8 protein-coding genes and 1 pseudogene are annotated in these 13,358 nt (G+C 67.7%); 8 read left to right on the forward strand and 1 reads right to left on the reverse strand.

All coding sequences use genetic code 11. From position 1 onward, the window contains the following. The 8 genes and pseudogenes from HB681_RS03130 to HB681_RS03165 all read left to right on the forward strand — a co-directional run. Positions 1 to 208, forward strand: a pseudogene (locus HB681_RS03130) (efflux RND transporter periplasmic adaptor subunit); the annotation flags it as partial. A 115-nt stretch (positions 209 to 323) separates the two neighbouring features. Further along, positions 324 to 3,455 (forward strand): efflux RND transporter permease subunit, encoded by a 3,132-nt coding sequence (locus tag HB681_RS03135; protein WP_213953319.1) that lies wholly within the window; start codon positions 324 to 326, stop codon positions 3,453 to 3,455. A 607-nt stretch (positions 3,456 to 4,062) separates the two neighbouring features. Next, positions 4,063 to 7,266: an efflux RND transporter permease subunit gene (locus tag HB681_RS03140; protein WP_213953320.1), complete on the forward strand. Its 3,204-nt coding sequence runs from the start codon at positions 4,063 to 4,065 to the stop codon at positions 7,264 to 7,266. Then, complete coding sequence (locus HB681_RS03145; protein ID WP_213953321.1) at positions 7,263 to 8,771, forward strand: efflux transporter outer membrane subunit; 1,509 nt, start codon at positions 7,263 to 7,265, stop codon at positions 8,769 to 8,771. Before HB681_RS03140 ends, HB681_RS03145 begins: the two co-directional genes overlap by 4 nt. A gap of 187 nt (positions 8,772 to 8,958) precedes the next feature. After that, entirely contained in the window at positions 8,959 to 9,615 is a 657-nt protein-coding gene (locus HB681_RS03150; protein ID WP_213953322.1) for an ATP-binding protein, read from the forward strand. Between the two features lie 39 nt (positions 9,616 to 9,654). After that, complete coding sequence (locus HB681_RS03155; RefSeq protein ID WP_213953323.1) at positions 9,655 to 11,217, forward strand: ATP-binding protein; 1,563 nt, start codon at positions 9,655 to 9,657, stop codon at positions 11,215 to 11,217. Then, positions 11,214 to 11,900, forward strand: coding sequence for a response regulator (locus tag HB681_RS03160; RefSeq protein WP_213953324.1), 687 nt, complete (start codon positions 11,214 to 11,216; stop codon positions 11,898 to 11,900). Before HB681_RS03155 ends, HB681_RS03160 begins: the two co-directional genes overlap by 4 nt. Positions 11,901 to 11,980: 80 nt before the next feature. Beyond that, positions 11,981 to 12,238, forward strand: coding sequence for a hypothetical protein (locus HB681_RS03165; protein ID WP_213953325.1), 258 nt, complete (start codon positions 11,981 to 11,983; stop codon positions 12,236 to 12,238). Between the two features lie 124 nt (positions 12,239 to 12,362). Here HB681_RS03165 and HB681_RS03170 read toward each other — a convergent pair whose 3' ends face one another. Beyond that, positions 12,363 to 13,229, reverse strand: a complete 867-nt coding sequence (locus HB681_RS03170) for a MurR/RpiR family transcriptional regulator (RefSeq protein WP_213953326.1) — start codon at positions 13,227 to 13,229, stop codon at positions 12,363 to 12,365. Positions 13,230 to 13,358 lie beyond the last annotated feature (129 nt).

Genomic DNA, 13,358 nt, shown 5'->3' on the forward strand with positions numbered 1-13,358 from the left:
AGCAGCCGCTGCCGCGCCGGCCGCCCCTGTCGCAGCCGTCAAGCCGCCCACCCCGGAGCAGCGCCAGCGCATGCTCGATTCGGCCAAGGACGATCCCGAGCAACTGGAGCGCCGCAAGCGCTTCCTCGAAGCCATCGATCGTGGCGACCCGGCCGCGCTGGAGCGCTGGCAACGCATGAGCGAGCGCCCGCGGCGCCAGGCGGAATGAGCACGAACCTCGGGGCCAGGCGCATGGCGGTCGGCGCATTGCCGGCCCGCCTCAGACCAGCGCGCACCCGGTCGGAACGCAGCGATGCAGCGAAGTGCCGCACGTGGAGGCATCCATGAGTCCATCACGCCCGTTCATCGAGCGCCCGGTCGCCACTGCGCTGCTCATGGTGGCGATCGTGCTGGCCGGGCTGGTGGGCTTCAAGTTCCTGCCGCTGTCGGCGCTGCCGCAGGTCGACTACCCCACGATCCAGGTCCAGACGCTGTATCCCGGGGGCAGCCCGGAGGTGATGAGCCGCACCGTGACGGCGCCGCTGGAGCGCAACTTCGGCCAGATGTCCGGCCTCAACCGCATGAGCTCGACCAGCGCGGCCGGCGTGTCGATCATCACGCTGCAGTTCTCGCTGACCGAGACGCTGGACGTGGCCGAGCAGGAGGTGCAGGCCGCCATCAACGCCAGCAACTCGCTGCTGCCGGCCGACTTGCCCGCGCCGCCGGTGTATGCCAAGGTCAACCCGGCCGACGCGCCAGTGCTCACGCTGGCCATCAGCTCGAAGACGATGCCGCTGACCGAGGTGCAGAACATCGTCAACACGCGGCTCGCGCAGAAGATCAGCCAGGTCTCGGGCGTGGGGCTCGTCACGCTTTCGGGCGGGCAGCGGCCTGCGGTGCGCATCCAGGCCGACACGCGCGCGCTGGCTTCGTACGGCATCGGACTCGATGCGCTGCGCACTGCGATTGCGAATGCCAACGCCAACAGCGCCAAGGGCAGCTTCGACGGGCCGAAGCGCTCCTACACCATCAATGCCAACGACCAGTTGGTGACGGTGGACGACTACAAGAACCTGATCGTCGCCTACAAGAACAACGCGCCTGTGCGCATGATCGACGTGGCGCAGGTAGTGGACAGCGCGGAGAACACCAAGCTGGGCGCGTGGTCCGGCGTGAACGGGCCGGGCGACGCGTCGGCGCCGGGCGTGGAGCCCACACTCACGCCGGCGATCATCCTGAACGTGCAGCGTCAGCCGGGCGCCAACGTCATCGCCACGGTCGACGCGATCAAGAAACAGTTGCCAGACCTGCAGGCGCAATTGCCCACGGGCCTGGACGTGAAGGTGCTGAGCGACCGCACGACCGGCATCCGCGCCTCGGTGATGCATGTCGAGATCGAGCTCGCGCTGGCCGTGGTGCTGGTGGTCCTGGTGATCTTCTTCTTCCTGCACAGCTGGCGCGCGACCATCATCGCCAGCCTGGCCGTGCCGATCTCGCTGATCGGCACCTGCGGCGTGATGTACATGCTGGGCTACAGCCTCAACAACCTGAGCCTGATGTCTCTGACCATCGCGACCGGCTTCGTGGTGGACGACGCGATCGTGATGATCGAGAACATCTCGCGCTACCTGGAGGAGGGCGAGAAGCCCTTCGCGGCCGCGATCAAGGGCGCTTCGCAGATCGGCTTCACCATCATCTCGCTGACGGTGTCGCTGATCGCGGTGCTGATCCCGTTGCTGTTCATGGGCGACGTGGTGGGACGGCTGTTCCGCGAGTTCGCGATGACGCTGGCCATCACGATCCTCATCTCCGCCGTGGTGTCGCTGACGCTGGTGCCGATGATGTCGGCCCGCATGCTGAAGACCGAGCCGCACAACGCGACGCGCGGCCTGGCGGGCAAGGTGCAGGCCTTCTTCGACGGCGTGATTGCACGCTACGACGTGTCGCTGGGCTGGGTGTTCCGCCGCCAGGGCCTGACGATGATCGTCGCGCTGCTGACGCTGGTGCTGACCGTCCTGATGTACGTGTTCATCCCCAAGGGGCTGTTCCCGACGCAGGACACGGGCCAGTTGCAGGCGCGCATCGAGGCCGCGCAGGACGTGTCGTACGACCGCATGTCGGACCTGCAGCAGGCGGCCGCGAAGGCCATCCTTGCCGACCCCGATGTGGAGAGCCTGAGTTCGTTCACCGGCGTCGATGCGGCCAACAACACGATGCTCAACACCGGCCGCATGCTGGTCAACCTGAAGCCCCGGCACGGCAACCAGGAAGACGTGATGAACCGCCTGCGCGAACGTGTGCGCGAGGTGGCCGGCGTGACGCTGTACCTGCAGCCGACGCAGGACCTGACCATCGATGCGGAGAGCGGGCCGACCGAGTACCGCCTGTCGATCGAGGGCGTGAGTTCGGCCACGGTGACGGAGTGGGTGAAGAAGCTGATGGCCCGCCTGGAGCATGAGCCGCGCGTGCGCAACGTGACAAGCGATGCCGGCGCGGAGGGCTTGTCGGCGTACGTCGACATCGACCGCAACACGGCCTCGCGGCTCGCGGTGACGGCCAGCGCGGTCGACGACGTGCTCTACAGCGCCTTCGGCCAGCGCATCGTGTCGACGATCTTCACGGAGACCAACCAGTACCGCGTGATCCTCGAGGCCAAGGCCGATTCGATCGAGACGCCGCAGCAGCTCGGCACGCTGAACCTCAAGACCGGCACCGGCGCGCCGACGCCCTTGTCCGCGGTGGCGACGATCCGCGAGCAGCTCGCGCCCCTGCAGATCACGCATGTGGCGCAGTACCCGGCCGCGACGGTGGGCTTCGATACGGCGCACAACGTGTCGCTGGGCAAGGCGGTCGATTCGATCCGCCAGGCCGCGAAGGAGATCGGCATGCCGGCCAGCGTGACGATGACCTTCCTGGGTGCGTCGGGTGCGTATGAGAAGTCGTTGTCGAACCAGTTGTGGCTGATCCTGGCCGCTGTGGTCTGCGTCTACATCGTGCTGGGCGTGCTGTACGAGAGCTACATCCATCCGCTGACGATCCTGTCGACCTTGCCATCGGCTGGCGTGGGCGCGTTGCTGGCCTTGTGGATCACAGGCAATGACCTGGGCGTGATCGGGATCATCGGGATCATCCTGCTGATCGGCATCGTGAAGAAGAACGCGATCATGATGATCGACTTCGCGATCGATGCCGAGCGCACGGAGGGCAAGTCGCCGCAGGAGGCGATCCACCAGGCGGCATTGCTGCGCTTCCGGCCGATCTTGATGACGACCTTGGCTGCGTTGTTTGCTGCCGTGCCGTTGATGCTGGGGTTTGGCGAAGGCGCGGAGTTGCGGCGGCCGTTGGGGCTGGCGATCTTCGGCGGGCTGATCGTGAGCCAGGTGCTGACGCTGTTCACGACGCCGGTGATTTATCTTGCGTTCGATCGGCTGGGGCGGCGGTTTGGTCGGCGGACTTCATCCGAGGTCGTTGCGTGACTGCATTCGTTTCGTCGTTGAGAGCGCCCGGCACGCGGTGCGGGCCGGCCGACCCTACTGCGGCGGGCGCTTCGCGGCTCCCTTGCGGTGCTCGCTTTCCGCGGGGTCCACATGAACTCGCTTCGCTCAAACAGCATGTGGCCCTGATCCGCGAAAAGCTGCGCTCCTCAGCACCGCAGAAGGGATCGACTGACCCACACCGCGTACCGGGCTTGGGGGTGATCGGAAGCTCCATCCTCTTTGGAGGTGGCAGCCCTCACCCCAGCCCTCTCCCCGAGGGGAGAGGGAGCAAGAGGGATGCACCACGAGCGTGTCCACGGCGGCGGGTGGTATGCGGTGCGGGGTGGGCGACCCTTCTGCGCCGCCGAGCAGCGCAGCGTTTGGCGGATGAGGGCCACATGCTGTTTGAGCGAAGCGAGTTCATGTGGACCCCGCCAAGCGTGAGCAGCGCAGGGGAGTCGCGAAGCGACCGGCGCAGTAGGGTCGCACGCGCCGTGCGGCATGCCGCCCGACGACGCATCCCGGACCATACCCCGGACCGCACCCACGACCGCACCCTGGAACGCACGCACGAGCGCATCGACGAGTCCGGTCAAGGAGCAGGCCAGTGAACCTCTCCAGCCCCTTCGTCAAGCGACCGATAGCCACCGTCCTGCTGACCATCGGCATCGCGCTCGCCGGCATCGCGGCCTTCTTCGTGTTGCCGGTCTCGCCGCTGCCCAATGTCGACTACCCGGCGATCTCGGTCACGGCGCAACTGCCCGGCGCCAGCCCCGACACCATGGCCAGCAGCGTCATCACGCCGCTGGAACGGCGGCTCGGCACCATCGCGGGCGTCAACGAGATGACGTCGAGCAGTTCCACCGGCTCCGGCCGCGTCAGCCTGCAATTCGATCTCTCTCGCAACATCGACGGCGCAGCGCGCGAAGTGCAAGCCGCCATCAATGCGGCACGCGTCGACCTGCCCGCCACGCTGCGGCGCAACCCGACCTACCGCAAGGCCAATCCGGCCTCGTCGCCCGTCATCATCCTGGCGCTCACCTCCAAGACCAAGACGCCGGGACAGATCTACGACGCGGTGTCCAACATCGTCAGCCAGCGCGTCTCGCAAGTGCCGGGCGTGGGCGATGTCGAGATCGGTGGCGGCTCGCTCCCGGCGGTGCGCATCGAGCTGCAGCCCTATGCGCTCAACCAATACGGGATCAGCACCGAGGACGTGCGCGCCGCCATCCAGGCCAGCAACGCCAACCGGCCCAAGGGCGCGATCGAAGGCGAAGGGCGGCGGCTGCAGATCTACACGCCCTCGCCGGGTCTGCGCGCGACGGACTATCGCTCGATGATCATCGCGTGGCGCAACAACGCAGCCGTGCGCCTGTCGGATGTCGCCAACGTGGTGGATGGCGTCGAGAACCGGCGCACCACCGGGCTCTTCAACGGCGAGCCGGCCATCATCATCCTCATCACGCGCGAGCCCGGCGCCAACATCATCGAGACCGTCGATGGCGTGCGGGACCTGCTGCCTGAACTGCGCGCGCAACTGCCGCAGGACATTAACGTCGAAGTGGCCTCGGACAGCACCAACTCCATCCGCGCATCGCTGCGCGAGGTCGAGGGCACGCTGATGATCTCGATCGTGCTCGTGGTGCTGGTCGTGGGCCTGTTCCTGCGCAAGGCGCGCGCGACCATCGTGCCGGCGGTCGCCACCGTCGTGTCATTGCTCGGCACCTTCGGCGTGATGTACCTGCTGGGCTTCAGCCTCAACAACCTCAGCCTGATGGCGCTCACCGTGGCCACCGGCTTCGTGGTGGACGATGCGATCGTCGTGCTGGAGAACACCAGTCGCCACATCGAGGAGGGCATGAACCGGTTCGACGCCGCGCTGCTCGGCGCGCGCGAGGTGGGCTTCACCGTGCTGTCGATCAGCCTGTCGCTGGTGGCGGTGTTCATACCGCTGCTGTTCATGGATGGGCAGGTGGGCCGGCTGTTCCGCGAGTTCGCGATCACGCTGTCGGCGGCCGTGCTGATCTCGCTCCTGATCTCGCTGACCACCACGCCGATGATGTGCGCCTGGCTGCTCTCCTCCGAGCCGAAGGAAGACCCGCACGCGCCGCAGCGCCGCAAGGCCTGGCCGGTGCGCTGGGCCGAGAACAGCTACGACTTCATCCTTCGCATCTACGAGCACAGCCTCGACTGGGCGCTGCACAGCAAGACCATCGTGATGCTGGTGCTGGTGGCCGTGATCGGGCTGAACTTCTACCTGTTCCAGCACGTGCCCAAGGGCTACTTTCCGCAGCAGGACAACGGCCAGCTCAACGGCGGCCTGCGCGCCGACCAGAGCATCTCCTCGATCGCGCTCGGCGAGAAGCTGAAGCAGGCGGTCGACATCGTGCGCGCCGACCCGGCGGTCGACACGGTGGTCGGCTTCGCGGGCGGCAGCCGTGCGGGCGGTGGCTTCATGTTCGTCAACCTCAAGCCGGTGAACCAGCGCGATGCGACCAGCCCGCAGGTCATCGCGCGGCTGCGTCCGCAACTCGACAAGCTCACCGGCCTGCGCGTGTTCCTCGGCCAGGTGCAGGAGCTGCGCATGGGCGGGCGCTCCAGCAACTCAACCTACCAGTACACGCTCAAGAGCGACAACCTGAAGGACCTGCGCACCTGGGTCGGCAAGCTGGCCGACCGGCTGAAGCTGGAAGAGTCGCTCACCGACATCGACAGCGACCAGTCCGACAATGGCGTGGAGACCTACGTCAACGTCGACCGCGACAGCGCCTCGCGCCTGGGCCTGAGCTCGAGCGCGATCGACAACTCGCTCTACAACGCCTTCGGCCAGCGCTCGGTCGCGACCATCTACGACGAGCTCAACCAGTACGCCGTGATCATGGAATGGGCGCCGCGCTTCATGCGGGGGCCGGTGGAGCTCAAGGACCTGTACGTGCCTTCGGACCCTGCCGTGACCAGCGGCAACGTGCCGGTGCTCACCTCGGCCAACCCGGGCCTGCGCGGCGCGTCGACCGGGTCGCCGCTGGCCAACACCACGACCACGATGGTGCCGCTGAGCACGGTCGCGACGATGTCGGAGCGTGCGATACCCACATCGATATCCCACGAGGGCGGCGAGCTTTCGAGCACCATCTCCTTCGACCTGGCGCCGGGCGTCTCGATTGGCGAGGCGCGCGCGATCGTCGAGCAGGCCGGCGCCGACATCGCGATGCCGATCAACGTGCGCGGCAGCTTCAGCGGCACGGCGGCGAGCGCGCAGCAATCGCAGGGCCAGCAGGCCTTCCTGATCCTCGCGGCGCTGGTGGTGATCTACATCGTGCTGGGCGTGCTCTATGAAAGCCTGATCCATCCCATCACTGTGCTGACCACCCTGCCTTCTGCCGGCGTGGGCGCGGTGCTGGCGCTGCTGCTGTTCCGCATGGACTTCTCGATCATCGCGTTGATCGGCGTGTTCCTGCTGATCGGCATCGTGAAGAAGAACGCCATCCTGATCATCGACTTTGCGCTCGACGCCGAACGCGCGCGCGGCCTGACGGCCACCGAGGCGGTGCGCGAGGCCTGCCTGCTGCGCTTCCGCCCGATCCTCATGACCACCGTGGCCGCTGCGCTCGGTGCGCTGCCGCTGGCCATCGGCTTCGGCCAGGGCGCCGAGCTGCGGCAGCCGCTGGGCGTGTCGATCATCGGCGGCCTCATCGCAAGCCAGCTGCTCACGCTGCTGACCACGCCGGTCGTCTACGTGCTCATGGACAAGCTGCGCCGCCGTTCCGCCAACGAAAAGTACTTGAGCCGTTCCGCCGGCCTATCGTCATGACTGCCCCGCACTCCATCCTGATCAAACCCGTCGTGCTCGCGCTGACCATGTTGCTGGCCGGCTGCGCCGTCGGGCCGACCTATGAAAAGCCGGTGACGGTCTCGCCCGACACCTGGAAGGAAGCGCCCGCCGCGCAAGGCTGGGTCGTGGCTGCGCCAGCAGATGCCGACGACCGCGGCGAATGGTGGAAGGTGTTCGGCGACGCGGAATTGAACGAGTTGGCCGCGCGCGTGCAGGTGTCGAACCAGAACATCGCGGCAGCGGTTGCCAACTACGACCAGGCCCAGGCGCTGGTGCGCGAGCAGCGCGCGGGCCTGTTCCCGACGCTGGGCCTGTCGGGCAACGCGCGGCGCAGCGGCGACCGCAGCGTTCCCATCGTCGCGGGCTCCGCGGGCGTGTCGCTCGACGCCGACTGGACACCCGACATCTGGGGCAACCTGCGCGCCGCCGTCAACAGCGCGCAGGCACAGGCGCAAGCCAGTGCGGCAGACCTGGCGGCGGCGCGCCTGTCGGCCATCGGCCTGCTGGCCTCCAGCTATTTCTCGCTGCGCGAAGCCGACGCGGAAGGGTTGCTGCTGGACGACACGATCGAAGGTTACGAGCGCAGCTACACCATCACCCGCAATCGCTACGAGGCCGGCATTGCGCCGCAGAGCGACGTGCTGCAGGCGCAGACGCAACTGGTCAATGCGCGCGCCGATCGCGTGGTGCTGAGGCGCACGCGCGACACGCTGGAGCATGCCATCGCCGTGCTGGTCGGCGCTGCGCCGGCCGAGTTCAGCCTGGTCGCGCTCAGCGCATGGAAGCCGGTGGTGCCCATCGTGCCGCTGGACATTCCATCGACCTTGCTGCAACGCCGACCGGACATTGCGGCCGCAGAGCGTGCGGTTGCGGCGGCCAATGCGCAGATCGGCATCGCACGCGCCGCCTACTATCCGAGCCTGACGCTCAGTGCCACCGCAGGGACCACCTCCCTGCGCTGGCAGGACCTGTTCAGTGCGCCGCAACTGGTGTGGTCCTTCGGGCTTTCGGCCTCCCAGGTGCTGTTCGATGCGGGCGCCATCGGGGCGCGTGTCGATGCCGCGAAGGCCGCACACGCGGCGTCTGTCGCGGGCTATCGCCAGACCGTGCTCACGGCCTTCCAGAACGTCGAGGACCAGCTCACGGCCACGGCCAGCCTGGCGCAGCAGGAAACGCTGCGGCGCGAAGCCTCTGTGGCGGCGGACAAGACCGAGCAACAGTTTCTCAACCGCTATCGCGCGGGCCAGGTGAGCTATACGGACGTGGTCACTGCACAGGCGTCGGCATTGAGCGCGCGGCGTACCGTGCTGCAGGTGCAAGTCAGCCGGCAGGCCGCGGCGGTGGGCCTGATCCAGGGCCTGGGCGGCGGCTGGGGGGCCGACTGGCTCCAGGACAAGGCCACGGACAAGGCCACCGACAACGCCACTGACAAGGTCACGGACAAGGTCACGCAGACGGACAAGGCCGCCGTTTCCGCTCGCTGAGCGCGTCGCACCCGCGTTTACGCAGCCTCCCAATTGCCTCCGCATTCGCTGTTCAACATCGCATGCAACGCGACGCAATCCCTCAACGGAGAACCTGAATGAAACGAATCCTCCCGGCAACGACGGCAGCACTGGGTGCTGGCCTGGTCTCCGCGCAGTCGTCCGCGCACGCGCCACGCGTTCTGACATGACCGGCCCGCACTTCCTGGCGGCGTTTTCCGCCACCGCATTGATGGTCTTCTGGCGCATGCTGGAGACGAGGGCGGCCGTGCCGGCAAGCCCACCGAAACCCGTCGCGCAGATGGCGACGGAACCCGCCGCGCAGATGGCGATGGAACCGCGCGTCGATACCGACCTGATCCAGCTGCTGCGCGCCATGCCGGGCGACTGTTCGGCGCTGCTGCAGCGCGGCGGCATCGCGTTGCAGCTGCAACTCACCTGCGCCGCGTTGCCCGTCTTCGTGCAGCAGACGGTCATCCGGCAACTACTCGCGCAGGTCGTGACCATCGCGACACACGCGATGAAGAACGGCGGCACGCTGAAGGTGCTGGCGCGGGCGGAGGGCGAGCAGGCCGTGGTGCATTTCATGGACGCCGGGGCCGACGGCGAGTACGCCGCGCTGGCGCGCCTGTTCTTGCGTGCCTCGAATGGGCCACGCGAATCCGCGCACGGCAGCGTCGGCGCCTGCGCAGCGACTTGCCAGCGCGTCGCGAACGAGCATGGAGGCCGCGTCTATGTGGCACCCGCACCCACGGGCGAACTCGGGCTCACCCTGCGCCTGCCACTGTGCGCGCTGGTGGCAAATGCATCGACGCCGGCGGTGGAAGCGACGCCATGCCGGTAGTCGGCTGCCGCAAGATGAGGTCGTGGGCCGAATGAACAGATGCCCCGCCTGACGCTCTCGAAGAAGATCTTTCTCGCGCTGGCCACGCTGCTGCTCGGGGTGCTGCTGATCTTCGCGGGCTTCTCGATCCTCGGCCTGCAGCGCGGCCTCGGACCCTACGTGGCCGAGATCGAGATCCGCCGCATGGACTGGCTGGTGCAACTGTTGCAGAAGCACTATGCGGCCAATGGCAGCTGGGACAAGTTGCGAGACGACGAGGATGCCTGGCGCCGCCTGCAGATGGGCGACTTCGGGCTGTCGAGCACGGACGCGCGCGGCCACGACGACAACCGCCTGCCGCCCTGGTACCAGCGCCGCCCGTCGTCCGGTCCCAGTGCGGGCGACGGCGGGCCGCCGCCCTGGCAGCCAGTCGAGCCTTCCGCGCCGCGCTACGCACCGCCGCCCTGGCTCTTCTTCGGTGCCCGCCAGTCGGGCGATTCGCCGTTCCAGCGCCTGAGCCTGGTGGATGTGTCGGGCGCCACGCTGGTCGGCATGGCGGCCGATCCGGGCGAAGCCGCGCGCCTGCCGATCCGCCAGGGGAAGGGCGTCGTCGGCTACCTGGCGCTGGCGCCGCTCGAGGGCCTCAAGAGCGAGGCGGATCGCGCCTTCGTTGCGCGGCAGTCCGGCATCGTGATGTTGACCGGCCTGGCCGGCCTGGTGCTGGCGTTGGCGCTCTCGTGGCTGCTGGCACGGCGCTGGTTCAGCCCCATCGACGCGTTGACGCAAGCCGCGCGCGACGTGGCCAGCGGGCGCCCCGTCACGCGCGTGCCGGTGCAGGGCACTGACGAGCTCGCACTGCTGGGCCGCACCTTCAACGACATGGCCGCCAGGCTCGACACCATCGAGGCATCGCGTCGCGCCTGGCTGGCCGACGTGGCTCATGAACTGCGCACGCCGCTGTCCGCCATGCGCGCCGAGATCGAGGCGCTGCAGGATGGCGTGCGCAGCTTCGACGACCGCACCGCGCTGCGCCTGCATCGCCAGGTGATGCGCCTGGGCCAGCTGGTCGACGACCTGCGCAGCAGCATGCGCGAGCCGCAGGACCTGGCGCCGCCGACGCGCGCGGCGGCGTATCCGCTCGCGCTGCTGATGGAGGCGGTCACGATGACGCGCGAGCGCTTCGCGCAGTGCGGCATCCGCGTCGATGCCGATGCCGTGCAGGCGCTGGCCGCGCAGGTGCAGCCACTGGTCGACGGCGATGCGCGGCGGCTGCACCAGGTGTTCATGAACCTGCTCGACAACACGCTGGCCTATACGGATGCGGGCGGCCTCCTGCAACTGGATGCGCGCATCGATGAATCCCCCGAAGGACAGCGCCTGGTGATCCAGATGGACGACAGCGCACCGGGCGTTGCGCCGGACGAGCTGTCGCGCATGTTCGAGCGCCTGTTCCGCGGCGAAGGCTCTCGCAGCCGCGAGACCGGCGGCTCGGGCCTGGGCCTGTCCATCTGCCGCACGACCGTCGAGGAGCATGGCGGCACCATCGAGGCCACCGCATCGCCGCTGGGCGGGGTGCGCATCGTGTTGGCATTGCCGCTGGTCGGCACGGGAGCATCGCAGTGACACGCATCCTTGTCGTCGAGGACGAGCACGACATCGCCTCGGTGCTCCTCGATTACCTGCGCCACGCCGGCTATGAAGCCGAGCACGCGGCCGACGGGCGCACCGCGCTGAAGACGATGCTCGAGCACCCGCCCGACCTCACCCTGCTCGACGTCATGCTGCCGCACCTGGACGGCATGAGCGTGCTGCGGCAAGCCAGGGTGCACACCAGCCATCCGGTCATCATGCTCACCGCGCGCATCGAGGAGGTCGATCGCCTGCTTGGGTTGGAACTGGGTGCAGACGACTATGTCTGCAAGCCCTTCTCGCCGCGCGAGGTGTTGGCGCGCGTGAAGGCCGTGCTGCGCAGGACGGGTGCCGAGGGTGCCGCGCGGCAGGGCCCGGGCGTGACGCCGCTGGCGCTCGACGATGCGCACTGGCGCGCCACGCTGAACGGCGTCGCGCTCAACCTGACACGGCGCGAGTTCGGCTTGCTGCAGGCGTTGTCGCGGCATCCGGGGCGCATCTTCTCGCGTGCGCGATTGCTCGAACTCGCCTACGACGACACCGTCGACGTGACCGAGCGCGCGGTCGACAGCCATGTCAAGAACCTGCGCCGCAAGCTCTCTGCAGCCGCACCGGACCATGACTGGATTCGTTCGGTGTATGGCGTCGGCTTCGCCTTCGAGGCACCGGCCGGCTGATCGATACGGGCGTGTGATCACGCCGCCCGGCATCGCGATGCCTCCGCGATTTCTCCAAGATCAGCGGCCACACTGGTCCGATGAAAACCACCGATTGCTTTGTGGCTGCCGTCATGGCGCTCGCGTTGGCGGGCTGCTTCGTCATGTCGACGCTGCCGTCGATGGGGCCGCCCGCGCACATGCGTGCGGACGCGGCCCCGCCACCCGGCATGCGCGAAGCCTGCGTGGGGCAATTCGACGGTGCGCGTCTTCCATTGCCGGGGCGCCATGAGGCGCCGCTCACCGGTTTGTGCGAGAGGGATGCCGAGGGCCGATTGGTGTTGCGGCCGGAGCGGTGACCGAGTCGGGCCGACGATTCATACGACTTTGCAATCAAGCGCAGAACAAGGCGGAGCGCCGCAGACAGTGCTGTAGCACAGCAAGGCGATCCAACGCAGTTATGCGTTTGATTGCGAAGTCGTATCAGCCCTTGCGCGGCTTCGGAGCCTGCAAGTAGGCGCCGGACTCGAACAGATGCGCTTCAGCCTGGTCGATGCGTTTGACCACGCCCTTGCCGGCACGGCTGGCGAGCAGTTCCACGAGCGCTTCCGTGACCGCGAATCCTGCCGTGACCGAGGGGAAGAAGGACGGGCTGTGGACGGCGAAGAGGATGGTCTCGTCGGCCAGCAGTGACAGTGGCGACGCCTCGCTGTCGGTGATGGCGACGACCTTGCATCCCGCGTGCTTCGCGGCCTCGGCCACCTGCAGGGCCTCACGCGAATACGGCGCGAAGCTGATGACGACAAGCGCGTCGCCCCTGGCCATGGCCCGCTGCTGCATCTCCAGCGAGCCGCCCTGGCCATCGATCATGTGCACGCCGGGGCGGAACATGCGGCAGACGTAGACGAAGGAAAACGCGACCGGGAAGCACGCCCGGAAGCCGGCCGCATGCACGCTGCCGGCCTTCTCGATCAGTGCGGCCGCCTTCTGCAGCGAACCGGCGTTCTGGCGCTCGGTGGCATCGAGGTTGTGGCGCTGCGCCTCGAACATCTCATTGACCAGCGTCGGACTCTTCGCGCGGCTGACGAGCTGGCGCGCTCGCTGGCCGTAGGCGTCCGGCCCGAGGCCCATCTCGCCCGCCACCGCCTCCTTCAACTGAGGCCAGCCCGCATAGCCCAGGTGCTGGGCAAAACGCACCAGCGTCGCCGGCGTGCTCTGCGAGCGCTGGCCGATGGTTCGCATCGAACTCGTCACCACGTCGTTGGGGTGGTCGAGCACGTACTTCGCCACCTGCTGCAGGGCAGGGCTCAGATCGGCATAGCGCTGACGCAGGTCGTCCTTGACAGGCATCGGGGTTCTTTCAACTGCTTCGGGTTTTGGAACGAATGTACCAATGATTGTTGCAACCTCGACGTTGACGGAACATATGTTCCACACAATAATCAACCCAGAACATTGATTACACGCCCGTCGAGGGGC

Origin of the sequence: Variovorax sp. dw_954 (genome assembly GCF_018449755.1) — a bacterium.
GTDB lineage: Bacteria > Pseudomonadota > Gammaproteobacteria > Burkholderiales > Burkholderiaceae_C > Variovorax.